The 24,284-nt window shown below is 64.9% G+C and carries 24 protein-coding genes and 1 pseudogene; 14 read left to right on the plus strand and 11 right to left on the minus strand.

From position 1 onward, the window contains the following. Window positions 1-189: 189 nt before the first annotated feature. Genes CH296_RS07955 through CH296_RS07985 form a run of 7 tightly spaced genes read left to right on the plus strand, consistent with a single transcriptional unit; the run spans window position 190 to window position 7,555 of the window. Complete coding sequence (locus CH296_RS07955) at window positions 190-1,767, plus strand: ABC transporter substrate-binding protein (RefSeq protein WP_032397265.1); 1,578 nt, start codon at window positions 190-192, stop codon at window positions 1,765-1,767. Between the two features lies 1 nt (window position 1,768). Then, on the plus strand, window positions 1,769-2,698 hold the full coding sequence (locus CH296_RS07960) for an ABC transporter permease (protein ID WP_032396714.1): 930 nt from the start codon (window positions 1,769-1,771) through the stop codon (window positions 2,696-2,698). Between the two features lie 9 nt (window positions 2,699-2,707). Then, window positions 2,708-3,694: an ABC transporter permease gene (locus CH296_RS07965; RefSeq protein WP_032396715.1), complete on the plus strand. Its 987-nt coding sequence runs from the start codon at window positions 2,708-2,710 to the stop codon at window positions 3,692-3,694. Next, the gene (locus tag CH296_RS07970) at window positions 3,691-4,710 is read left to right on the plus strand and encodes an ABC transporter ATP-binding protein (protein WP_094684433.1); all 1,020 of its coding nucleotides are present in this window, start codon (window positions 3,691-3,693) and stop codon (window positions 4,708-4,710) included. The genes CH296_RS07965 and CH296_RS07970 overlap by 4 nt, the downstream gene beginning before the upstream one ends. Continuing rightward, window positions 4,703-5,698, plus strand: a complete 996-nt coding sequence (locus CH296_RS07975; RefSeq protein WP_094630597.1) for an ABC transporter ATP-binding protein — start codon at window positions 4,703-4,705, stop codon at window positions 5,696-5,698. Before CH296_RS07970 ends, CH296_RS07975 begins: the two co-directional genes overlap by 8 nt. Continuing rightward, the gene (locus CH296_RS07980; protein ID WP_094684434.1) at window positions 5,698-6,435 is read left to right on the plus strand and encodes a sulfite exporter TauE/SafE family protein; all 738 of its coding nucleotides are present in this window, start codon (window positions 5,698-5,700) and stop codon (window positions 6,433-6,435) included. Before CH296_RS07975 ends, CH296_RS07980 begins: the two co-directional genes overlap by 1 nt. Window positions 6,436-6,481: 46 nt before the next feature. After that, window positions 6,482-7,555, plus strand: a complete 1,074-nt coding sequence (locus CH296_RS07985; RefSeq protein ID WP_094684435.1) for an SDR family oxidoreductase — start codon at window positions 6,482-6,484, stop codon at window positions 7,553-7,555. A 59-nt stretch (window positions 7,556-7,614) separates the two neighbouring features. Here CH296_RS07985 and xylB read toward each other — a convergent pair whose 3' ends face one another. From xylB to CH296_RS08000, 3 genes are all read right to left on the minus strand, one after another. Further along, window positions 7,615-9,033 carry a xylulokinase gene (gene xylB, locus CH296_RS07990; RefSeq protein ID WP_094684436.1) on the minus strand — a complete coding sequence of 473 codons (1,419 nt, stop codon included), beginning with the start codon at window positions 9,031-9,033 and terminating at the stop codon, window positions 7,615-7,617. 38 nt (window positions 9,034-9,071) lie between these two features. Continuing rightward, window positions 9,072-10,769 (minus strand): SulP family inorganic anion transporter, encoded by a 1,698-nt coding sequence (locus tag CH296_RS07995; RefSeq protein ID WP_032396720.1) that lies wholly within the window; start codon window positions 10,767-10,769, stop codon window positions 9,072-9,074. Between the two features lie 108 nt (window positions 10,770-10,877). Next, window positions 10,878-11,222, minus strand: a complete 345-nt coding sequence (locus CH296_RS08000) for a helix-turn-helix transcriptional regulator (protein ID WP_032397267.1) — start codon at window positions 11,220-11,222, stop codon at window positions 10,878-10,880. 116 nt (window positions 11,223-11,338) lie between these two features. On the opposite strand from CH296_RS08000, the gene CH296_RS08005 reads away from it, so the two are divergent. From CH296_RS08005 to CH296_RS08025, 5 genes are all read left to right on the plus strand, one after another. Then, on the plus strand, window positions 11,339-11,986 hold the full coding sequence (locus tag CH296_RS08005) for a TetR family transcriptional regulator (protein ID WP_032396721.1): 648 nt from the start codon (window positions 11,339-11,341) through the stop codon (window positions 11,984-11,986). Between the two features lie 148 nt (window positions 11,987-12,134). Continuing rightward, window positions 12,135-13,292, plus strand: a complete 1,158-nt coding sequence (locus CH296_RS08010) for an acyl-CoA dehydrogenase (RefSeq protein ID WP_032396722.1) — start codon at window positions 12,135-12,137, stop codon at window positions 13,290-13,292. A gap of 5 nt (window positions 13,293-13,297) precedes the next feature. Then, complete coding sequence (locus tag CH296_RS08015; RefSeq protein WP_306436975.1) at window positions 13,298-14,146, plus strand: 3-hydroxybutyryl-CoA dehydrogenase; 849 nt, start codon at window positions 13,298-13,300, stop codon at window positions 14,144-14,146. Window positions 14,147-14,261: 115 nt separating this feature from the next. Further along, entirely contained in the window at window positions 14,262-15,056 is a 795-nt protein-coding gene (locus tag CH296_RS08020) for an SDR family NAD(P)-dependent oxidoreductase (protein ID WP_094630603.1), read from the plus strand. 137 nt (window positions 15,057-15,193) lie between these two features. Beyond that, the gene (locus CH296_RS08025; RefSeq protein ID WP_032397268.1) at window positions 15,194-16,087 is read left to right on the plus strand and encodes a glucose 1-dehydrogenase; all 894 of its coding nucleotides are present in this window, start codon (window positions 15,194-15,196) and stop codon (window positions 16,085-16,087) included. Window positions 16,088-16,164: 77 nt separating this feature from the next. Here CH296_RS08025 and CH296_RS08030 read toward each other — a convergent pair whose 3' ends face one another. The 5 genes from CH296_RS08030 to CH296_RS08050 form a co-directional block, all read right to left on the minus strand. Beyond that, entirely contained in the window at window positions 16,165-16,923 is a 759-nt protein-coding gene (locus CH296_RS08030; RefSeq protein WP_032396725.1) for an SDR family oxidoreductase, read from the minus strand. 68 nt (window positions 16,924-16,991) lie between these two features. Then, complete coding sequence (locus CH296_RS08035) at window positions 16,992-17,729, minus strand: 1-acyl-sn-glycerol-3-phosphate acyltransferase (RefSeq protein ID WP_032396726.1); 738 nt, start codon at window positions 17,727-17,729, stop codon at window positions 16,992-16,994. Window positions 17,730-17,744: 15 nt separating this feature from the next. Next, a complete protein-coding gene (locus CH296_RS08040; protein WP_094630604.1) occupies window positions 17,745-18,500 on the minus strand; it encodes an ABC transporter permease in 756 nt (251 codons plus the stop codon). Continuing rightward, on the minus strand, window positions 18,497-19,492 hold the full coding sequence (locus tag CH296_RS08045; RefSeq protein ID WP_094657537.1) for an ATP-binding cassette domain-containing protein: 996 nt from the start codon (window positions 19,490-19,492) through the stop codon (window positions 18,497-18,499). The genes CH296_RS08040 and CH296_RS08045 overlap by 4 nt, the downstream gene beginning before the upstream one ends. A gap of 96 nt (window positions 19,493-19,588) precedes the next feature. Then, the gene (locus tag CH296_RS08050) at window positions 19,589-20,449 is read right to left on the minus strand and encodes a lysophospholipid acyltransferase family protein (protein ID WP_256980381.1); all 861 of its coding nucleotides are present in this window, start codon (window positions 20,447-20,449) and stop codon (window positions 19,589-19,591) included. Window positions 20,450-20,683: 234 nt separating this feature from the next. On the opposite strand from CH296_RS08050, the gene CH296_RS08055 reads away from it, so the two are divergent. Next, entirely contained in the window at window positions 20,684-22,087 is a 1,404-nt protein-coding gene (locus CH296_RS08055; RefSeq protein ID WP_094684438.1) for a GntP family permease, read from the plus strand. A 58-nt stretch (window positions 22,088-22,145) separates the two neighbouring features. On the opposite strand, the gene CH296_RS08060 is transcribed toward CH296_RS08055, so the two are convergent. Next, on the minus strand, window positions 22,146-22,748 hold the full coding sequence (locus tag CH296_RS08060; RefSeq protein ID WP_032396730.1) for a YdeI family protein: 603 nt from the start codon (window positions 22,746-22,748) through the stop codon (window positions 22,146-22,148). Window positions 22,749-22,867: 119 nt separating this feature from the next. Here CH296_RS08060 and CH296_RS08065 point away from each other — a divergent pair, with 119 nt between their 5' ends. Then, on the plus strand, window positions 22,868-23,350 hold the full coding sequence (locus tag CH296_RS08065) for a YdeI/OmpD-associated family protein (protein WP_179277661.1): 483 nt from the start codon (window positions 22,868-22,870) through the stop codon (window positions 23,348-23,350). A gap of 17 nt (window positions 23,351-23,367) precedes the next feature. Here the strand turns inward: CH296_RS08065 and CH296_RS08070 are convergent, their stop codons facing one another. Further along, on the minus strand, window positions 23,368-24,072 hold the full coding sequence (locus CH296_RS08070; protein WP_032396733.1) for a M50 family metallopeptidase: 705 nt from the start codon (window positions 24,070-24,072) through the stop codon (window positions 23,368-23,370). 61 nt (window positions 24,073-24,133) lie between these two features. Further along, a pseudogene (locus CH296_RS29495) lies at window positions 24,134-24,284 on the minus strand (acyl-ACP desaturase); the annotation flags it as partial.

A 24,284-nucleotide genomic window follows, 5' to 3' on the forward strand; every position in this document is an offset into this window, starting at 1 on the left:
CGGGCCTGGTCAGTCCCCCATGCCTGTGACCCAAACCCCATCGAAGCGTCCGGTGTGACCCACGAAACTGCTCGAAAACCGGTTTTCGTCCGGTTGACGATGAAGATCGCACGCTCCTACCGTGTGTCTACCGTCACAGATTCGGCTGCGACATGCAGACGCGGATCCTTTTTCCCACTGGAGGCCACCATGAGCCCTGCACTCTTCGTGCAGCAGGGACGGAACCATCGCGTCATCGCATCAGCCGTTGGCGCACTGTCACTTTCATTGATCGTGAGCGGCTGCACCGTCGCCAACTCCAACAACGGTGGAGCCGCTCGCGCAGATACTCTGCGCATCGTTCTGCCGCAGGAACCGCCGACCCTCGAGGCGTGCGATGTCTCGCTCACGTCGGTCGGGGTCGTCACCCGCTCGAACATCACCGAGCCCCTCATGGAACGCAACCCCAGCACCGGCGATCTCGAGCCCAAGCTCGCCGACTCGTGGGAACAGACCTCGGACACGGAGTGGACGTTCACGATCCACCCCGGCGTGACCTTCAGCGACGGCAGTCCCTTCGAAGCCGAGGACGCCGCGTTCTCCATCGACCGCACGGTCAATTCGGAACTGGGCTGCAACGTCGAAGGTTATGTGTTCGGTGACGCGAACCTGGTGGTGAACGCAGTCGATCCGATGACACTGACTGTGCAGTCCCCGGAACCCGACCCCATCCTGCCGCTACGTCTGTCGTTCGTCGAGATGGTCCCACGCACAGCCAGCTACACCGAGCGCGTGCGTGAACCGATCGGAACGGGACCGTTCGCGATCGAACGCTGGGACTACGGCCAGAAGCTCTCACTCGTTCGCAACGAGACCTACTGGGGTCCGAAGCCCGAATACGCCAGGGCCGAATACCAGTGGCGCAGCGAGGGAAGCGTCCGCGCCTCGATGGTGACCAACGGCGAGGCCGAGATCGCAACATCGGTCGGCCCGGAGGACGGGGCAGGTGACCTGGGAGTCGCTTACCCCAACAACGAGACCACGGCGCTCCGCATCCAGGCAGCGCAGCCGCCGCTGGACGACATGCGGGTGCGGCAGGCGATCAACTACGCGATCAACCGCGGCGGCATCGTCAAAGCACTGTTCCGCGGACTCGGCTCGCCTGCAGCGCAACTCATCTCCGAGGGTGTCGTGGGATTCAACGAGGACTTGACGCCGTGGCCCTACGACATGGACCGGGCCCGCACGCTGATCGACGAGGCCCGCGCCGACGGCGTACCCGTGGACACCGAGATTCGACTCATCGGGCGCACCGGACAGTTCCCCAAGATCAACGAAACAGTCGAGGTGATCCAGAACTCGCTGTCCAAGATCGGCATGAACGTCAAGATCGAAATGATGGACGCCGCCGGCACTGCCGAATATCAGGAACGCCCGTTTCCGGACGTCGGGCCCTACCTGCTGGTCATTCAGCACGGTAACCAGGCCGGCGACTCGGCCTTCACAGTCGACCAGTACTTCACCAGCGACGGATTCCAGAGCGCCTACGGCACAGCGGAATTCGACAAAGAGATCGCCGCGGCGGGCGCACTGACCGGAGAGGACAGGCAGGACGCGTACGCGCAGGTGTTCGCCGACGAACCGAAGGACATCATGCAGATGGCCTACATCGCGCACATGAACGGTGTGCTCGCCAAGGCGTCCTCGGTCGACTACACCCCCAACTCGGCCACGGTCGACGAAATGCATCTCGCCGCGATGACTCGCGCCGATACCGAGAGGCCCTGACATGTTCAGATTTCTCCGCAGACGGATCTACACCAGCCTCGTTCCGCTGTTCGTCGTCCTGCTCGGCGTGTTCTTCCTCGCTCGGCTCACCGGCGACCCCACCAGCCTGTACCTACCCGAGTCGGCAACTCAGGCCCAGCGCGAGGCGTTCCGCGCCACCAACGGATTCGATCAGCCGGTGCTGACGCAGCTGCTGGACTACTTCAAGGGCGTCGTGCAACTCGACTTCGGGCAGTCGCTCCGTACCGGCGAGGACGCGTCGGCGATGGCACTGCGCGCATTCCCGGCGACACTGCAGCTGGCGTTCGCGACGATGTTCCTCGCGATCCTCGGCGCCGTGATCATCGGCTGCTGGGCCGCGTACCGGCCCAACTCGCTGGCCGATCGCATCTCGAGCCTGCTGTCGATGACCGCAGCCAGCATTCCCGATTTCTGGTTCGCCATCATGGGCGTCTACGTCTTCGCCATCCTGTTCGGCTGGCTGCCCACCTCCGGTGTCGACAACGGAATGCTCTCCTGGATACTGCCGATCGCGACTCTGCTCATTCGTCCCCTCGGAGTCCTCACCCAGGTGGTGCGCGGCGCAATGGTCTCGGCACTGTCGGCACCGTACGTGCGACTCGCGAGAAGCAAAGGGGCAGGCGATCTCCGGGTCGTCACCCACCACGCCCTGCGTAACGCAGCCGCACCGGCGCTGACGGTCGCAGGCGACCTGATGGTGGGTCTCGTCAACGGAGCGGTGGTCGTCGAGGCCATCTTCGGCTGGCCGGGCATCGGAAAACTGATGATCGACGCCATCCTGCAGCGCGACTTCGCGGTTCTCCAGGCGGCCGTGCTGTTGACGGCGGTGTCCATCTTCGTGCTCAACATCGTCATCGACGCCTGCTACGCACTGCTCGACGCCCGGGTTCGCGACAAGGTGAAGGTCTAGGAGAAACTGATGTCACTCGACTTCGAAGCACCGAAAACATCCGAGCCCGAGGATGTTCCACCCCAGAGTCCGGTGGAAGCCCGCAAGGCGTCGGCCCCGCTGTGGAAGCTGCTGCTACGCGACAGGGTCGCCACCGTCGCCGCCGCGATCCTGGTGCTGGTCTTCCTCACCGCGGTCTTCGGCCCGATGCTGGTCGGCGACTCGGCAACCGATCAGGACCTCGACCGCTCCAACCTGCCACCGTTCACCCTCGACACCGGGTGGATGAACATCCTCGGCACCGATCCACTGGGCCGCAGCATGCTCGCCCGGTTGATCGTGGCCAGTAGAACCACACTCTCGGTTGCCGTTCCCGCCGTCATCCTCTCGGCGATCATCGGCTCGTTCATCGGTATGTGGGCCGGCTTCCATCGAGGCTGGCGCGAGACCGCGGCGATGCGCGTTGCCGACGTGATCCTGAGCTTCCCGTCCCTGCTGATGGCGGTCGTCGTGCTCTACGTGTTCTCCCCCAGCGCCGCCAACATCGTTCTGGTCCTGACGGTCACCCGCATCCCGATCTACCTGCGCACCGCCCGCGCGGAGTCGGCCGAGCTGCAGAGTCGGTTGTTCGTCGATGCCGCACGAACATTCGGCGCGAAGAGCGGATCGGTGATCAGACGCCACGTGGCCCCCATCCTGCTACCGACCCTGCTCACCGTCGCGACCCTGGACTTCTGCTTCGTCATTCTCGCCGAGTCGTCACTGAGCTTCCTCGGCATCGGCATTCAGCCGCCGGACGTCTCGTGGGGCCTGATGGTCTCGCAGGGCCGCACCTACCTGCAGACCGCGTGGTGGCTCTCGTTCTTCCCCGGCCTGGCCATCGTGCTGACCACCGTCTCGGCCACCGTGCTCGCCGCGTGGGCGCGGATCGCTACCGATCCAGCGCAGCGCTGGCGACTCAATGTGCCCCGCTCCAAGCGATCTCGCCTGCTCCCCGTACGAAAGGTCGTCTCATGAGCGCACCGGCAACCGCACCTCGACGCGCCGATACCGGCAGCGTGGCCCTGGACGTGCGTGGACTGACCGTCGATCTGCGGACCCCGTCCGGCGTCATCCGCGCCGTGGACGACGTCACCTTCACCGCCCGCCGCGGCGAAACCCTGGCCCTGCTGGGTGAATCCGGCTGCGGCAAGTCCATGACGGCACAGGCCATCGTCGGGTTGCTCGAACCGATCGCAGACATCACCGGCGGTTCGGTCGAGATGGGCGAGATCGACCTGGTGACGGCCAAGACCAAGGTGCGACGCACGGTCGCGGCCACCGAACTGGCCATCGTCTTCCAGGACGCACTGACCGCCCTCAATCCGGTCTACACCGTGGGAACCCAACTGGCCGAACCGTTTCGGATCCATCGCGGCATGTCCGGCAAGCAGGCACGAGCAGAGGCCATCGCGCTGATGGCCCGCGTGGGTATCCCCGAGCCCGAATCCCGTGCCGACTCCTATCCCCACCAGTTCTCCGGCGGCATGCGTCAACGCCTGCTGATCGCGATGGCCGTCGCCCTGAGTCCGTCGGTACTGCTCGCCGACGAACCGACCACCGCCCTCGACGTGACGGTGCAGGCCCAGATCATGGCGTTGCTCAAGGAACTACGCACCGAACACGACATGGCCGTCGTACTCATCACCCACGATCTCGCCCTGGTGGCCGAGGAGGCCGACCGAGTCGCGATCATGTACGCGGGCAACGTCGTCGAGACCGGACCGGTGTCCGAGGTGTTCGGCGCACCGCGACACCCGTACACCAAGGGCCTACTGGACTCGGTACCCGTCCACGCAGTCCGCGGTGAGAATCTGAAGTCGATCGGCGGCACCCCACCGGACCTGCACTCCATTCCCGACGGGTGCGTCTATCAGGCCCGCTGCCCGTTGGCCCGCGAGATCTGCATCAGTACTCGTCCCCCGCTCGAATCCGTCGGCAGCGGCCGGATGTCGGCATGCCACTTCCCGAACGAGGTATCCACCCATGTCTGAGCAACTGTTGACCGTCCGCGGCCTGAACAAGACCTTCGACGTCGGCCGCGGCAAGCTCCGCGCCCTCGACGCCATCGACCTGGACCTGCGACGCGGTGAAACCCTCGGCCTCGTCGGCGAATCCGGCTGCGGCAAGTCCACTCTCGCGCGCACCCTGATGATGCTCGAACGACCCGACTCGGGCACCGTCGCGTTCGACGGCACGGATCCGTTCGCGCTGCGCGGCAAGGAACTGCTCGCGTGGCGTCGGCGGGTACAGATGGTCTTCCAGGACCCGTACGGTTCGCTCAACTCACGAATGACCGCCGGGGACATCATCGGCGAGCCGTGGCGAACCCACAAGAGCCTGTACAGGACTCGACGCGACCGCTCCGCGCGCGTACGTGAGCTGCTGCATCTGGTGGGTCTTCGGCCGAGCGACGAGAACCGCTTCCCGCAGGAATTCTCCGGCGGTCAACGCCAACGCCTCGGCATCGCGCGCGCTCTGGCACTGAACCCCGACGTGATCATCTGCGACGAGCCGGTCTCCGCACTCGACCTCTCGGTACAGGCGCAGGTGCTCAACCTGCTCAACGACCTGCAGAAGCAACTCGGCATCTCGTACGTGTTCATCTCGCACGACCTGTCGGTCGTCCGACACGTCGCCGACCGCGTCGCGGTGATGTACCTCGGCCGCATCGTCGAATCCGGGGCCACCGAAGCAGTGTTCGACCGTCCGGCTCACCCGTACACAGCGGCATTGATGTCGGCCGCACCCACACTCGACGCGTCGACGCGCGGGACGAAGATCCTGCTGAAGGGCGAGGTACCGTCGCCGCTGAACCCGCCGTCGGGATGCCGATTCCGCACGCGCTGCTGGAAGGCGACCGACTTGTGCGCCAGTGAGGCACCCCCGGTGGCGCTCGACACCGACGAGGCCGATCACATCGCCGAATGCCATTACCCGCTCGCAGCAGGCAATCTCGGCCTCGTCGCTGCCGGGACGTGATGGCAACACACCTGAGCATCACCGGCTTCGTCGTCGTCGCGCTGGCGATCTTTTTCGCATCGGCGATGCAGGCGTCGATCGGATTCGGCATGGGCATGCTCGCCGCGCCGATCGTGGCGATCGTCGACCCCGGCCTCATCCCGGCAACGCTGATCATGCTCGCCGTCGTCGTCAGTGTGCTCGTTCTGGTTCGCGATCGCACCTCCCTCGACCTCTCGGGTGCCGGGTGGGCGCTCGCCGGTCGCCTCCCCGGTTCGGCGGTGGGCGCATTGTTGCTCGTCCTGCTGCCCGAACGCGGACTGGCGATTCTGCTGGCACTGGTGGTGCTGGGCGGTGTCGCACTGACGTCGTTCGGCTGGGTCCCCCTGCCGCACAGACGAAATCTGATGGTGGCCGGGGCCGCGTCGGGAATTCTGGGAACGGCCACCTCCATCGGCGGGCCGCCGATGGCGCTGGTGTGGCAACGCAACACCGGGGCCGAACTGCGCAGCACCATGAGCTGCTTCTTCCTCGTCGGCTCGCTCATCTCGCTGGCGGTGCTGGCAGTGGCCGGCGCAGTGGATGTCCACACCGCGACGCTGTTCGTGTTCCTGGCCCCGGCGACTGTTCTCGGCTTTCTGCTGTCGCGGGTGGTCAATCGAGTTCTCGATCGCCGACGCCTGCGGATCGTCGCGATCACCGTCTCCGCCGTCGGGGCGCTCGTGCTCGTCGTTCAACAGGTACTCGCCCTGATGTGAGTGCCGTGTCACGTGTCGCTCCGGTTCCATTGGGTAGACAGCACGGATGACTACGAACAACACGCGCGCGCTGATCGTCGGTGCCACCGGTATTTCCGGGCAGGCCCTGTGCCGCGCCGCACTCGATGCAGGCTGGACCACCTACGGACTGAGCCGCAGCGGCAGTGTCCCCATCGACGGCGTCGTCCCCGTGGCGGCCGATCTGCTCGACCCGGCCTCGCTCGAAGAGGCACTGAAGGACGTCCGCCCCGAGGTCGTGTTCTTCACCGCCTGGATGAAGAAGGACTCGGAGCAGGAGAACATCGAGGTCAACTCGGCAACTCTGCGCAATGTGCTGAACGTGCTCGGCCCCCTCGACTCGGTGAAGCACGTCGCGTTGATGACCGGACTCAAGCACTACCTCGGACCGTTCGACGCCTACGGCGAGTCCGTGATGGCCGAGACCCCGTTCCACGAGACCGAGGATCGACTCGACACCCCCAACTTCTACTACGCGCAGGAGGACGAACTGTTCGCCGGTGCCGAGAAGTTCGGATTCGGCTGGAGTGTGCACCGCGCCCACACCATCTCCGGCTTCGCCGTCGGCAACGCGATGAACATGATGCTCACGCTGTCCGTGTACGCGTCGATCTGCAAGGAACTCGGCGAGAAGTTCGTCTTCCCCGGCTCCGAGACACAGTGGAACGGGCTGACCGACCTCACCGATGCCGACCTGCTCGCCGAGCAGATGGTGTGGGCCGCAACCGACGACAACGGACACAACGAGGCGTTCAACATCGCCAACGGTGACGTCTTCCGCTGGCGCTGGCTGTGGCCGCAGTTCGCCGCGCACTTCGGCGTCGAGCCCGAGGGCTTCGACACCGAGCCGCGCCCCCTCGAACCCCGCATGTCCGACGCGGCCGCCGCGTGGAAGCGCATCGCCGACAAGCACGATCTGGTCGAAAGCGACGTCACCCGGCTGGCGTCGTGGTGGCACACCGACGGTGACCTCGGCCGCGACATGGAATGCCTGACCGACATGAACAAGTCCAAGAAGGCAGGTTTCCTGGGCTTCCGATCCACCCCGGATGCCATCGCCTCGGTGATCCAGCGTTACCGCGACGCGCGCCTGATTCCCTGAGCGCCAGAGCGGCTCCGCCGCACGTGTGTGGAACTTCGTAGTGGGCTACGAAGTTTCGCTCACATGGGGGTGGTGCCCTCGGTCAGATCCCGCACCTCGGCGTAGCGCTCCCGCACCGCCGGGGTCGGGTCGGCCTCGTAGGTCTGCGACGGTGCCTGTGCCCAGGTCGGCGGCTCAGTGGTGCCGGCCAGGGTCCACGCGGCCTGACGCGCGGCACCGTCGGCGACGTATTCACCCGGCTCGGGCACGGTCACCGGAACTCCGAGAATCGCCGGAGCCAATGCCCGCAACGCGGCGGACTTCGCGCCTCCGCCGATGAGTAGCACCCGTTTCGTCTCCACACCCTGCGCACGCAGGTGGTCGATACCGTCGGCCAAACCGCACAGCAGTCCCTCGATTGCGGCGCGCGCAAGGTGGCCGGGCGTCGAGTTGTTCAGTCGCAGGCCGTGAATCGCGCCGGATGCATCGGGACGGTTGGGGGTGCGCTCACCCTCGAGGTACGGCACCAACACCAGGCCATCGCTGGTCGTCGACAGCGCCAACCGAGACAGTTCGTCGTGGTCGACGCCCAGCAGACGCGCCGTCGCATCGAGCACCCGGGCAGCGTTGAGGGTGCACACCAACGGCAACTGCCGGCCGGTGGCGTCGGCGAATCCCGCGACCAGACCCGAACCATCGGCTGCCGCAACCGATGTCACGGCCGATACGACACCGGAAGTGCCCACCGAGACCACCACGTCACCGGGCTGGGCATCGAGGGCGAGGGCCGCGGCGGCGTTGTCTCCGGTACCCGGTCCGACCAGTGCACCGCTGCGGAGTCGGCCGATGGTCTCGTTCGGTGCCGCGACCCGCGGAAGCTGCGGGTTGCGCCCACGAAAACCCAACTGCAACAGATCGGTTCGATACTCGTTCGAGGCGGCGGAGAAGTACCCGGTACCGCTGGCGTCGCCCCGATCCGTGGCCAGGGAATCGAGCCCGGATGCGCCGCCGAGCTGCCAGCTGAGCCAATCGTGCGGAAGACACACGGCCGCAGTGCGATCGGCGTTCTCCGGCTCGTGGTCGGCGAGCCATCGCAGCTTGGCGACGGTGATCGAGGCCAACGGAACCACTCCGACGGCGTCGGCCCACGCCTGCCCGCCGTCGACGCCGGTCTCCTTCCCCAACTCCGACACCAAGTCGGTTGCGGCCTGCGCCGACCGAGTGTCGTTCCACAGCAGAGCGTTACGGACCACAGTTCCCGTCTCGTCGAGACACACCATGCCGTGTTGCTGCGCACCGACCGATACTGCGTCCACATCGTCGAGTCCGCCTGCTGCCGCCACCGCCTCGTCGAGCGCATCCTTCCAGCGCTGCGGGTCGATCTCGGTGCCGTCGGGATGGGAGGCTCGCCCCTGGCGCACCAACTCTCCCGATTCGGCATCACGAACGAATACCTTGCACGATTGAGTGGAGGAGTCGATTCCTGCAACGAGAGCCACGATGAGCGGTCCTTTCCTACGCAAGTGTGACTTGGACCCTACCCGCGGTGTTCGGCTGCCTCGGTCACGACGGTGCGTGCATAGGCGATGGCCTGCGGGGTGGTCTCGAAAACACGGCGCGCCTCGTCGTCCTTGGTGGTGAACACACCCAGCGCAGTCAGCGGTCGCAGGTGTTCGGGTTTGGCCGCGGAGATCAGGACGGTGATGTGGCGGTGTTCGAGTTCGGTGATCGTGTCCTTGAGCACGATGGCTCCGGTGGCATCGATCGTGGTCACTCGTGACATGCGCAGGATCACCACTTTCACGTCCGACACGTCGGCGAGCTCGAGCAGAAAGCTGTGCGCGGCTCCGAAGAACAACGCGCCGTCGATTCGGTAGGCGACGATGTGTTCGCGAAGCAGATTGCCTTCTTCCTCCGAGACCGCGTCGAGTGCATCCAGAGGCACCTGCTCGACCGTGGCCGATCGCGCGACCGCGCGCAGTGCGAGCACCGCAGCGAACCCGACGCCGACCGCCACGGCCGTCACCAGGTCGAAGACGACCGTGACGAGAAAGGTCGACGCCATCACCACGGTGTCCCCACGACCGGCGCGGGAAATTGCTCGGATGGAGGCAGTTTCGACCATGCGTACCGTCGTCGCCAGGAGCACCCCGGCCAGAGCCGCGAGTGGAATGTCGGCCACCAATCCCGCGGCGGAGTACATGATCGCGGCGAGAATCACGGCGTGAGTGAGTGCGGCGAGCCTGGTGCGCGCTCCGGATCGGACGTTGACGGCGGTGCGGGCGATGGCACCGGTGGCCGGGATCCCGCCGAACAACGGCGCGGCGATGTTCGCCAGGCCTTGCCCGAACAGTTCACGGTCCGGGTTGTGCCGGGCACCGACGCCCATCGAGTCCGCCGCGGTCGCGGACAGCAGCGATTCCAGGGCCGCCAGCGCTGCGACGGCCAGCGCCGGAGCCAACAACGCCGTCACGTCACCGAGGTGGAAGAAGCTCAGGTTCGGAGCGGACAGCGACGACGGGATGGTGCCGATGCGGGCGATGTCGAGGTCGAACAATCGGGTGACGACCGTTGCTCCGGCGACCGCGACCAGAGAGAACGGGATCTTCGGAGCCAGTCGGCCTCCGACGAGCATGACGATCGCGACGGTGACGGCCACGGCGGGTGTCAGGACGCTCGCGTGCGAGACGAACGAGCGCACCGCGTCGAACGCGGATTGCCACACCTTCTCACCCTCGGCGTCGGTGATACCGAGGGCCGACGGAACCTGTTGCAGCGCAATGACGACGGCGATGCCTGCGGTGAACCCTTCGATGACGGGTGCCGGCATGTACCGGACGGCTCGACCGACGCCGGCCGCGGCGAGCACGAGTAGAATTACCCCGGCCATCAGCCCGACGGCGAGTACGCCCGTCGGACCGTACTCGGCGACGATCGGGACGAGCACCACCGTCATGGCACCGGTCGGTCCGGACACCTGGAACCGTGATCCGCCGAACACAGCGGCGACGACTCCCGCGATGATCGCCGTGGTCAGGCCGGCCGCGGCCCCCAGCCCGGTACTGACGCCGAAGCCGAGCGCCAAAGGCAGCGCGACCAGGGCCACGATCAGACCCGCCAGCAGATCCGCACCGGGCGCGCGGAAGGCTGGTTTCCACTCGCTCCATCTGGGCAAGAGCGCCGTCAGAGCCCTGGAGGCGTCGGTCTTACGGTCGGATTTCGTCGGTTCGGACATGTGACGCTCTCTGAGAACTCATCGATCCTGATCCAGTTGATTGCTAAGTTTAGCAAGTAATGAATCAGGTGAACAGCAACGTGAGCCAAACCATCCGAAACCGTCGGGTCAGGTGCGTGCCCCGGACTCGCCCTCCAGCAACTCGGCCTGGTTGGCCACCACTCCCGTGAGTATCTCCCGCGCAACGAGCAACAGGTCGGCCACCTTGGGCGACGTCAGCGTGTAGGACACCGACAGGCCTTCCCGAGTGCCTTCGATGAGACCGGCGCGCCGCAGGATGGACAACTGCTGAGACAGATTGGCCGGCTCGATGCCGATTTCCGGAAGCAGCTCGGAGACGGCATGCTCGCGCTCGCTCAGCAACTCCAGTACCCGAATGCGCGCAGGATGCGCCAATGTCTTGAAGAAGTCGGCTTTCATTCTGTACAGCGGCCGGCTCGATTCCGTGGCCATGAAGTCCTCCCGTGGCACCCGCCGCCGCGCAGCAGGCTACTTGCGAACACTAGCAACCAACGCACGGAAGACAACGTCCTCCCTGCTCGTCCCGAAACTCGGCTACCTTCTCTCCCATGAGCGGAGAACCCGAAGAATCCACCGACTTCAGGCTCACCGTGGCCACCGCGGCCCTCGACCTGTTCTCCGTCAAGGGCTACGAGTCGACGACGGTGGACGACATAGCCGGTGCCGCCGGAATCTCGCGTCGGACATTCTTTCGCCAGTTCCGCGCCAAGGAAGACGTCGTCTTCGCCGACCACGAAATTCTGCTGGAGCAGGCCGGTGCGTTTCTCGAATCGAACGAGGGCGATCCGTGGCGGGCCGTGTGCGATGCCGCGCAGTTGGTGTACGAGCGGTTTTCCGAGTGGCGGGACATGTCGCGCCTGCGTTACCAGGTGGTCCACAAGATCCCCGCTCTGCGTGACCGAGAAATCGTCACCGTGTTTCGCTACGACAGACTCTTCGTCGAATATCTGCAGCGCGTTCTGCCCGATCACCCGCACCTGGAGATCCTGCAGTTCTCGGCCACGGTGACCGCAACGCACAACTACATCCTTCGTCGGATGATTCGCGACGGCCTGCCGACGTCGGTCGAGGATCTGCGTTCGGCACTCGCGCAGGTACGCGCGCAGTTCTCCGGTGAGATCGTCGTCGCGTCGTTCCCCCGAGGCACGTCCGTCACCAAAGTCGTCGACGCGTTGGCCGATCACACAAGCGCCTGATCGATCCGGACCGAATGGCACTGAGTGCCGGATGCCGAAGACCCGGCCTTGAACAGGTACGTATTCAGACGTACACTGGGGCAATCCTTGGCACTGAGTGCCCCCTCCGGGCAGTGCTACCCCCGACACACCGAGGAGCGTGGCCGACATGGCCGGAAATCCCGACTTCGATCTGTATCAATCGCCCGAAGAGCACGACGAACTGCGCGCGGCCATTCGGGCCCTCTCGGAGAAGGAGATCGCTCCGTACGCCAAAGAGGTCGACGAGGACTCCCGCTTCCCCGAGGAAGCACTCAAAGCGCTGAACGCCTCGGGCTTCAACGCCATCCACGTTCCCGAGGAATACGACGGCCAGGGTGCCGATTCCGTCGCCGCCTGCATCGTCATCGAAGAGGTCGCCCGCGTCTGCGGCTCGTCCTCACTGATCCCCGCGGTCAACAAGCTCGGCACGATGGGGCTGATCCTCAAGGGCTCCGAGGAACTCAAGAAGCAGGTTCTGCCGTCCCTGGCCGGCGGCGCGATGGCGTCGTACGCCCTGTCCGAGCGCGAAGCGGGATCCGACGCGGCCAGCATGCGCACCCGCGCCAAGGCCGACGGTGACGACTGGATCCTCAACGGCTCCAAGTGTTGGATCACCAACGGCGGCAAGTCCGAGTGGTACACCGTGATGGCCGTGACCGATCCCGACAAGGGTGCCAACGGCATCTCGTCGTTCATCGTGCACAAGGACGACGAGGGATTCGTCGTCGGACCCAAGGAGAAGAAGCTCGGCATCAAGGGCTCACCCACCGCCGAGCTGTACTTCGAGAACTGCAAGATTCCCGGCGATCGCATCATCGGAGAGCCAGGTACCGGCTTCAAGACCGCGCTGGAAACGCTCGACCACACTCGCCCCACCATCGGCGCGCAGGCCGTCGGCCTGGCACAGGGTGCCCTCGACGCAGCCATCGCATACACCAAGGACCGCAAGCAGTTCGGTACCTCGATCTCGAGCTTCCAGGCAGTGCAGTTCATGCTCGCCGACATGGCGATGAAGGTCGAAGCGGCTCGACTGATGGTCTACAGCTCCGCAGCCCGCGCCGAGCGCGGCGAGAAGAACCTCGGGTTCATCTCCGCGGCAGCGAAGTGCTTCGCCTCGGACGTGGCCATGGAGGTCACCACCGACGCCGTGCAGCTCTTCGGCGGCGCCGGTTACACCACCGACTTCCCGGTCGAGCGCATGATGCGCGACGCCAAGATCACCCAGATCTACGAGGGCACCAACCAGATTCAGCGTGTCGTCATGTCGCGGGCGCTGCTCAAATGAGCGACATCGACCTCGTAGGCGTCATCGGCGGCGGCACCATGGGAGCCGGCATCGCCGAGATGTGCGCTCGCTCCGGCAGTTCGGTACTGATTCTGGAGACGAGCCAGGCGACGGCCGACGCCGCCGAAGCCCGCCTCGACAAGTCCTTCGCCCGCGCCGTCAAATCCGGTCGCATCGAAGCCGACGCAGCCGAGAAGGCCCGGGCCGCAATCACGTTGACACTCGACATAAACGACTTCGCCGACCGCGACCTCGTGGTGGAGGCGGCACCGGAGATCGAATCGCTCAAGCTCGATCTGTTCGGCAAGCTCGATTCCATCGTCAAGCCCGAGGGAATCCTGGCGACCAACACCTCGTCGATCCCGGTCATCAAGATGGCCAACGCGACCAAGCGTCCCGACAAGGTCGTCGGAGTGCACTTCTTCAACCCGGTGCCGGTACTGCCGTTGGTCGAGATCGTCGTCAGCCTGCTCACCAGCGAGGAAACCGTTGCAGCGGTGACGGATTACGCCGGCAACACGCTGGGCAAGAAGACGATTCGCGCAGGCGATCGCGCCGGATTCATCGTCAACGCCTTGCTCATCCCGTACATGGTCTCGGCCATCCGCATGCTCGAGTCCGGCTTCGCCAGTGCCGAGGACATCGACGAGGGCATGGTCAACGGTTGTGCACACCCCATGGGCCCGTTGCGCCTGACGGACACCGTCGGCCTCGACGTCACCCTCGCGGTCGCCGAGTCGCTCTACGCGGAATTCCGCGAGCCGCACTACGCTCCGCCGCCGCTGCTGCAGCGCATGGTGGACGCCGGAATGCTGGGTCGCAAAACCGGTAAGGGTTTCTACACGTATTCGTAGTAGGCCCCCGCGTCTGCGTGAATGGTCCATTCACCCCCGTCAGGGCCGGTGAATGGACCATTCACGTCTTCCGAAAGGCGCACACTGGAGTCGTTCCACGACACTGGGAGGCTTCATGAACATCGATCTCGACGGCCGGACCGCATTGATCTCCGGCTCCAGCCAAGGCATCGGTCTGGCCATTGCCACCGAATTGGCCCGCGCAGGTGCACGCGTCGTCCTCAACGGCCGCAGCGCGTCGGCGCTCGATTCGGCCGAGGAACAGTTGCTGAAGGACGTGCCCGGTGCGCGGGTGGTCGTCGTGCCCGCCGATCTGGCGACGGCCGACGGGGTGGAGACGCTGGTCGAAAAGGTCCCCGTCGTCGACATTCTGGTGAACAACCTCGGCATCTTCGGAGCCAAACCCGCCCTCGACATCGACGACGACGAATGGCGACGTTATTTCGAGGTCAATGTGCTCTCGGCCATTCGACTCATCCGCACGTATCTGCCTGCGATGACCGAGGCAGGCTGGGGCCGAATTCAGAACATCTGCAGCGATTCCGCGGTCGTCATTCCCGAGGAGATGATCCATTACGGAATGACCAAGACCGCCCTGCTCGCGGTGACCCGTGGATTCGCGAAAGCTGCTGCAGGAACCGGCGTTACGGTCAATTCTGTCATCGTCGGACCCACCCACACCGAGGGTGTCGAGAAGTTCGTCGGCGAACTCGTCGGTGACGAACTGCCCTGGGACGAGGCACAGGCGCAATTCATGAAGGAACACCGGCCCCAATCGCTCATCGGACGCCTGATCGAGCCGAAGGAAATCGGCAACATGATCGTGTATCTGAGCTCGGAACAGGCTTCCGCAACCACAGGCGGCGCACTGCGCGTCGACGGTGGCTACGTCGACTCGATCCTGCCCTGAGACCGGACACGCTCACCCTCCGAACCCTGTCCGGTCGGTCACAGTTTGTGGCCGACCGCATCGGGGCATGCGTCGAGCACACGGAATCGAGCAGAGGTTCCTCACGCAGTACGTTGCACTCGAAGGACGATTCCTCAGTGAGCGATCAGTACACCTTCACCAACCCCGTCACGCAGTACAGTCAGGACGGCTTCCCGGAACAGCACCAGGATCCGCCCGGTCTCGCGGCAGATCTTCGGCCTCTCGCCGACCACGGTGAGCAGACGTACCGTGGATCCGGCCGACTGACCGGCCGCAAGGCCCTGATAACCGGTGCCGATTCCGGGATCGGACGTGCAGCAGCGATTGCCGTCGCGCGCGAGGGTGCCGACGTGGTGCTCAACTACCTGCCGTCGGAGGAAAAAGACGCGCAGGAAGTTGCGCAGTCGATCCGCGACGCCGGCCGAACCGCGGTCCTGGCACCGGCAGATATCACCGACGAACAGGCCGCGCGCGGAATCGTGCGCACCACCGTCGACGAGCTCGGTGGGCTCGACCTGCTGATCAACGTGGCCGGTAAGCAGCAGTTCGTCGAAGACCTGGCCGACCTGACGTCCGAGCAATTCGACCAGACGTTCAAAACCAACGTCTACGCACTGTTCTGGATCATCCAGGAAGCGGTGCCGCACATGCCCGCCGGCTCCACCATCGTCAACACCAGTTCGATCCAGGCGTACACACCCTCACCCGGTCTGGTGGATTACGCGACCACGAAGATGGCCATCAACACCATCAGCAAGGCGCTCGCGCAGCAGTTGGCACCCAAGGGAATTCGCGTCAATGTCGTCGCTCCGGGACCGTTCTGGACACCGCTGCAGGCCGCCGGCGGGCAGCCGACCTCGGCACTGCCGGACTTCGGCAAGGAAACACCGCTGGGACGCGCCGGGCAGCCCGCCGAGATCGCCGGTGCCTACGTCTACCTGTCTTCGGCCGAATCGGGCTACGTCTCCGGCGAGACGTTGAACGTCAACGGTGGCATGCCGACGCCGTAGTCGACATCCGTTCTGCGTGAATGGACCATTCACACCCGTCTGGGCTCGTGAATGGTCCATTCACGCATCTGGAGAGGTCAGTCCTTCGGCCCACCGGCGGCGTAGACGACCTGACCCGAGATGAAGCCGGCGCCCTCGCTGACGAAGAACGATGCCAGGTGCGCGATGTCGTCGGGGTGACCGACGCGATTGACCGGAATCTGTGACGCCGCAGCAGCTTTGAAGTCCTCGAAAGGCATGCCGACACGTTCTGCGGTGGCCGCCGTCATCTCCGTCTCGATGAACCCGGGGGCGATGGCGTTGGCGGTGACACCGAACTTGCCGAGTTCGATGGCGAGGGTCTTGGTGAAGCCCTGCATTCCGGCCTTGGCGGCGGAGTAGTTGGCCTGGCCGCGGTTGCCGAGGGCGGACGTGCTCGACAGGTTGACGATGCGACCCCATTTGGCGTCGATCATGTGCTTCTGGACCGCGCGGGTCATCAGGAACGATCCACGCAGGTGTACGCCGAGAACGGAATCCCAGTCCTGCACCGTCATCTTGAACAACAGGTTGTCGCGGGTGATGCCTGCGTTGTTGATCAGTACGGTCGGCGCACCGAACTCGCTCGCGATGCGATCGACCGCAGTCTGGACCGATTCTTCGTCGGCGACATTGGCACCGATGGCCACTGCCTGCCCACCGGCAGCCTGGATCGCGCCGACGGTGTCGCTGCACGCGGCCTCGTCGAGGTCCACCACGGCGACTCCGAAACCATCCTTGGCCAGCCGCTTCGCCACCGCAGCGCCGATTCCACGCGCACTACCGGTGACAATGGCCGTCTTGATCTGATCGCTCACGAATATCTCCTGACACAACGCCGAATCGAATTACCTGTCATCTGTTTCTACCAACCCCGCCGGCGCAGTCAGTACGCAGCCACCGCACCGTCGAGCGCCTTCTGCATTCCTTGCGCCACCACCCGCGTGATGTCGATCGGCTTCTCGGGCAGTTCGGTGATGGGTGAATCGATGTAGACGCTCGCCCGCTTCACTCTCGGCGCACCGGGGCCGTAGCTCAGACCGATGCAGATCAGCACCGGCTCGACCCCGAGCTTGCGCGCCCGCATCGCGATGTGTCCGATACCGCTGCCGACGTGCTGCACCGTCGTCGGATCCTCGAGGTTGCAGGTTCCCTCCGGGAACACTGCGAGGTCGTCGCCCCGCTTCATGCGCTCTGCGCTGACATCCATCATGCGGCTGCCCGCAGCGCTGACCGCGCGCATTCCGTGATTCTTGCCGCGGAAGACAGGGATTCCACCCATCATGTCGATTCGCTTGCGCTGCTTGGGTTCCTGGAACAGCTCGTCCTTGGCCAGTACCCGAGTGCGGCCGATGACCGGACGCAGCGGCGACGACCATGCCGCCGCTGCGAGCGTGTACGGATCGTTCTCGGTCAGATGATTGACCGCGATGAGCAGACGCGTGTTGTCGTAGACGAGACGACGCAGCTCCTCACGGGCACCGTCGGGATACGACACCCGCGGGCGGAAGCGACGGGCAAGGGTGGCATAGGCCAACCTCGCGACCTGACGATTCTGCTGGTGACGCAGGTAGAAGTCGTACACGGTCACATCGTTTTCGAGAATTACCGCAGGCCGATCCATGACGCGAGCTTAGCCTCACACCCGCTTCGAACCCATAGCCCGGATCCCGACGGCAAGTCCGACCACCGCAGTGGCCGCGGCCGCGACGACACCTGCCGGCACCGTCGAACTCGCGAAGTCGCCGGCGAACAGAGCACGTTCGGCGTCCACGAGATATCCGAGAGGGTTGATGTCGACCAGGAACTGCATCCACCCCGGTGCGGCCGTCAGCGGCAGCATCGTGCCCGACAGTATGAGCAGCGGGAACATCAGCGTCTGCTGGATGGACCAGAACACCCAATCCTGTCCGCGCACAGCCAAAGCCAATGCATAGGACAGTGCGCCGAGTCCGACGCCGAACACACCGAGCAGCACGATTCCGACGGCGGCACCGATCGGATTCACGGACAGGCCGAGCGGCAATGCCACCAGAACGATCAGCACGGCCTGAGCGGCCAGCGGCACCATTTCCTTGAACGCGCGCCCGACCAGCAGCGCCGATCGCGGCAACGGTGTCACCAACATTCGTTCGTGAGACCCCTGCTGCAATTCGGCCAACAGATTCGAGCCCGTCATGGACGTTCCGAAGATGGTGATCATTGCAAGCACACCGGGAACGAACCAGTCCCACACACTTCCGGCCCCGAGGCCGGGAACGTCGGTGAGCAGCGGGCCGAACAATGCCAGGAGAATCAGCGGTTGGACGAGACTGAAGATGACGGTGAACGGATCGCGAACCATCGGCCGCAGTTCGCGGCCCATCACCAACGTGCTTCCGGAGAGTACGTTCATCGGAGTTCTCCTGCCGTGCCGGCGCTTTCGAGTGAAGGCGTGGCCGCCGCAGCGCTCTCGCGAAGGCTGCGCCCGGTGAGACCGAGGAACACGTCGTCGAGGGTCGGCCGCGTCATGTCGGCGGTCAGTACTTCGATGCCGTGGGATTGACTCAGACGCACTATCTGCGGCAGAACCACCTCGGCGCGCTCGACTCGGATGTTCAACCGCGAACCCGCAACAGTCACGTCTCTGACTCCGGCCACACCGCCGATCAACGCAGCCAGCGCCGACGCGTCGGACACGGTGAGGACCACGAGGTCGCCTGCCAGTTCGGACTTGAGCGCCGTGGCGGTGTCATCGGCGATGACGGTGCCACGGTCGACGACGATCACCCGCTCGGCCATGGAATCGGCCTCGTCGAGATAGTGCGTGGTGAGCACGATGGTGGTACCCATCTCGCGTCTGAGCCGGAGAATGTGGTCCCACAGGTTCGCTCGGCTCTGCGGATCCATTCCGGTGGTCGGCTCGTCGAGGAACAACAGGGGCGGTCGATGCACCAGCCCCAGTGCGATGTCGAGCCGGCGACGCTGCCCGCCGGAAAGGGTCGAGACCGTACGGGCAGCGAGCTCGCCGAGCTCGAGCGCCTCGATCAATTCGTCTGCGCGACTGCGTGATCGGGGACGTGTCATGCCATAACACAGGCCCTGCACGACGAGCTCGTCGCGGACGCGTTGATTGTGGCCCGCGCCGTTGCCCTGCCCCACGTAGCCGAGGCTGCGCCGGACGCGATCTCGATCCTTCGTCACGTCGAATCCGGCGATTCGCGCCGAGCCCGAAGTCGGTGACAACAGGGTGGTCAGCATGCGCAGCGTGGTCGACTTGCCGGCCCCGTTGGGTCCGAGCAGCGCCACCAGTTCTCCCTCACCGATCGCCAGATCGATGCCGCGCACCGCCTCCACGGTCTTCTTGCCTTGCCGGAAAGTCTTGGTCAGTCCCGATGTTTCGATCATGTGTGACGCCCCTCGTCGTAGCGGTGAATCCCTACGACGGAGACGCTAGAAACGATCGCGGTCAGGTTCGGTCCGTGTTGCCGGGCCGACGAGAAATCAACCGAAGACGGGAAACTTTCGCTTGCTGGCGAGGGCGTCCATCCCGGACTGGATGCTCGCACGTACCTCGTCGTACTTGGCGTCGACGTACGCCTCGTCCTCGCACCGAGCCGGATCGTGGTCCAGTTCCACCGGCGGCATGAAACGCGTACGAATCTTCGCGGGCAACGGAATCTGCGGCAGCGCGGCGGGCGCGATGATCCACGGAAGAGAGATCGCGATCGGGAACACCTTCAACCGTGCGATCTTGTCCAGCTTGAGCACCTTCGCCAGCTTGTCACCACGGATGAGCACCGGCATCGCGTCGGCCCCACCCACGGTCGCCACCGGCACTATGGGTACACCCGTCCGGATGGCGAGCTTGATGAAGCCGGTTCGGCCGCCCAGCGTCGCCTCGTCTCGCTTGCTCCAGGGCCGCAACGAATCGACCTCACCACCCGGCCACACGATGACGTCCCGGCCCTCGGCCAACGCCGTCGACATCGAGTCCGGTGCCGCGGGCAGCACGCCCATGGATCGAAAGACTTTGCCGATCAACGGGAACGCCATCAGTGCATCGTGCGCGGTGCCGTGCAGAATCCGCTTCTCGCCGAAGTGTCGCCACCATTGCGCGCCGACCGTCCACGCGTCCCACACGAACGGCGCACCCGAGTGCACCCCCACGACCAGCACCGGCGACTCGGGGATGGTCTCCCAACCGTCGATCTCCATTCGGAAGTACCGATCCATCACCCCGTTCCACAGCCGCTGCTGACGGTCCATCGCGGCGGTGTTCTGGTCGTCGAGGTCCCAGCCGCCTGCACGTTCGGCAACAACGGCTCCGAGACCACCGGACGAGTTCGCCCGTCGCTCCTTCATCTTCATCCGCGCAGCGGCGGCGTACCGCTGCGCTTGCTCGCGCAGCTGTTCCTTCGTCGGTTCCCCCGTCGAGTCTCCGGCGCCGTCCCCACCCGTTACGTGATCCCCATCACTCATACTCGCACCGTACTCCACAGCAACCGAGTCGACCGACGACCGGAGCTCGTAACCCCACGCGGCTTGCAGACTGTCCGATATGGTCGAAATTCGAGCCGAACGAACGAGGTAACCCCCATGGATCCGATCGAACCGGCATACGGAACGACTGTTTTGCTGCTGATCGCAGCCGCAGCTGTAGCAATCTTGCTGTTCCTCATCATGAAGGTGAAGTTGCACGCCTTCGTCTCACTCGTCCTGGTCAGCGCGGTCACCGCTGTCGCGGCGGGAATTCCGCTGGCGGAAGTGCCGTCGGCCCTGCTCTCGGGCTTCAGTTCCACACTCGGATCTGTTGCCCTGCTCGTCGCCTTGGGTGTGATGGTCGGCAGACTGCTCGAAATCACCGGTGGCGCACAGGTATTGGCCGACACCCTGATCAACCGATTCGGGGCCAAGCGCGCCCCGCTCGCCCTGGGTGTCGCCGCAATGATCTTCGGCTTCCCCATCTTCTTCGACGCCGGCCTGGTCGTCTTCCTGCCGATCATCTTCACCGTCGCCAGACGGTTCGGCGGATCCGTGCTGCTGTACGCCCTCCCGACGGCAGGCGCTTTCGCCGCGATGCACGCCATCGTTCCCCCGCACCCCGGTCCCGTCGCAGCCACCGAACTTCTCGGCGGCGACATCGGATCGGTACTGCTGGTCGGCGTCCCCGTCGCCGTCGTCTCCTGGTTCGTCGGCTCCTACCTCGTCGGCACGCAGCTCGGTAAGCGGTTCCACACCCTGCCCGCCGACCTCTTCTCCGACGGCGCAGCCGACACCGACGAACACGACAAGGAAATGGCCGGCCTCCGAGACCCCGCGCCGAAGTTCGGTGCGGTGCTGTTCATCCTGCTGACGCCGCTGGTGCTGATCTCGCTCAATACCGTGGTCAACACACTGACCACTTCGGGCGTACTGACCGGGGACGAGACCTGGGCCGCGGCGCTGACGCTCATCGGTCAGACCCCGATAGCACTGCTCATCACCCTGCTGCTGGCCCTGTTCATCCTCGCGCCGGGACGCTTCCCCGTAGCCGACGGTGCCAAGTACATGGACCAGGCTCTCGGACCCATCTGCTCGATCATCCTGATCACCGGCGCCGGCGGCATGTTCGGTGGAGTACTGCGCGCCAGTGGCATCGGGCAATCCCTCACCGCCTCGTTGTCCGACATCGGGTTGCCGATTCTGCTGCAGGCCTTCCTGATCGCCACCGCTCTACGCGTCGCGCAGGGTTCGGCGACCGTGGCATTGACCACCACCGCCGGGCTGATCTCGGTGCAGGTGGCCGAGCTGGATCTGAGCAACTTCAAGATCGCACTGTTGGTGTTCGCACTGGCCGCCGGAGCGACCGTCCTCTCTCACGTCAACGATTCCGGCTTCTGGCTCGTCAGCCGCTTCTTCGGCATGGACGAGAAGACGACCCTCAAGACCTGGACCGTCATGGAAACCACGCTCGGATTGGCGATCTTCGCACTCGCGTCGCTGCTGTGGGTGGTGTTCTAGCGGGGCGAGACGTGACCCGATGATCGACACTCGGCCCAGTCATCGGTGGCGCGCTCCATCACTGTCGATCGCGCTTGGGTTGCCAACGAGCTGCGCGCTCGCCGATCGATGCGAGCCGAGCAGTCTCGTGTACTCGAGCGGCGCGGGTCTCCGGCCGCTTGGCTGTGGCGATCCACTCCAGAATTCCGCGACGCGCGGACGGAGGGAATCGGTTCCAATTGTTCTCCGCATCAACGTATTCGGAGAATGCAGCCGCAAGGTCGTCGGGAACGATCAGATCCTCGACCTCGTCGAGTACGGTCCACGATCCGTTGGCCACGGCAGCCTCGACGGCGCGCTCCCCCGCCGGGAGCATCAAACCTGCTTCACGGAGGGCTTCGACGCGAATCTTGTTCGGACGGGACCACGCGCTCGCGGGTTTCCGGGGCGAGAAATACAACATGGTTCGCTCGTCGTCGAGCTTGCGGGGTCGACTGTCAACCCACCCCACCGCAAGGGCTTCCGACACGGCGTCGTCGTAGCTGATCGCCGGCTTTCCGGTGGCCTTCTTCCACGACACCAGCCACGCAGATTGCACCGTCGCGTGATGTTCGGTCAGCCATGTCCGCCACTGCGCACGTGTCTCGGCATGCACCCTCGGTGCGTCGTCCATGACGGCCATGCGTACCCCTTCCCTCACTGCCTCGAAGGTCCGTCATCGGCTCGAAGACTTTGCACTCGATTATGCTGCGATCGTGGGCGACATTCCCTTCGGTGTTGTGTCGACGGCGCGAGGCATCGGTGAGTGACCGCATCCGGTTCGACGGAGTGCTCGAGCCGATGACGTGGGGTAAGAACACGTACACGATCATTCGTGTACCGACTGGTTTGGTCGAGGCGGCGGAACGGTGGCCGACTCGCCGGATCGACGGTTCGATCGAGGGCTCGAGTCTCAATCTCGGTCTCAACAAGGCAGATTCGAATGTGATGCCCGGGTCCTTCGTCTACATCGGTGCAGGTCTTCAACGCCGGTTGGGCATTCGCCCCGGTGATCTGGTCTCGTGCGAGTTCGAGCCGGCCGACCCCGATCTGGTGCCGGTTCCGAAGGACCTCGAGGAGGCGATGAGGAACGCGCAGTGCACACCGGCCTGGGAGCGGAAGCGGCCGAGCGAGCGACGTCAATTGTTGATGCCGATCGACAACGCGGCGCGCGAGCAGACCCGAGCGGCCCGAGTCGCGCGACTGGTCGGGATATTGACGGAGAATCCGCAGCCGAACAGTTGAGATGCCCAGGCCCGCCGTCACTGCACCGGCATCAGAATTCGCCACGCGCCCAATGCCAATGAGCCGACGGTGACGAGCAGGAACAGCCCGACCCAGACGATGCCGGGCAGGAAGGTCAACCGGGCCAGCTGATCGGCGTCGGAGTCCCGCGCCCGTCCTGCGCTGCGCGATTTCTGCAGTTCGAGCACGGGACGCGGACCGGCGATCAGCAGGAAGAACGTGATGAAGTACGCCGCGGCGACCTGTTGTTCACCGGTGCCCCACCAGGACACGACGAACAGGGCGGCCCCGACGGTGACCAGGGAGAGCAATCCGTAGATGTTGCGAATCATCAACAGCATCAACGCGATCGAGACGATACCGATCCACAGCACCGCGGACGCATGCTGAGTCCCGAGCACGAACGCGGCACCGAGACCGAGTAGCGACGGCCCGACATAGCCGGCGAAAGTCATGGCGATGACGCCGAGCCCGGTGGGCTTGCCCTTCGAGATCGCGACGCCCGAGGTGTCCGAATGCAAGCGCAGGCCCATAAGCTGACGACCGGTGATCAGCGCAACGAACAGGTGCGCACCCTCGTGCGCGATGGTCACCACGTTGCGCGCGATCCGCCACGTCTGCGGCAACACGACGATGACGAGTGCAATCACAGCAGCAACTTGGACGATCCATACCGGTGGATCAGGACTCACCGCGGAGATGCGGTCCCAGAATTCGTTCACACCACACCCTATGTGAATGGAACTTCGTAGCAGACTACGAAGTTCCGCTCACATCGGACGGTCAGGACGCGCGCGACTCGGCCTTCGCACGTTCGCGGGCGAAGGAGCGATCACGCATCTCCTCGAACTTGGTGGCCTGACGCTCGAGGTCTTCGAGGAACGCGGCGAGTTCCTCGCGCTTGTTCTCGCCGCGGCCGGTGAAGTCGTTGCGC

The sequence above is a fragment of the Rhodococcus sp. 14-2496-1d genome, assembly GCF_002259365.1.
In the GTDB taxonomy this organism is placed as follows: domain Bacteria; phylum Actinomycetota; class Actinomycetes; order Mycobacteriales; family Mycobacteriaceae; genus Rhodococcoides.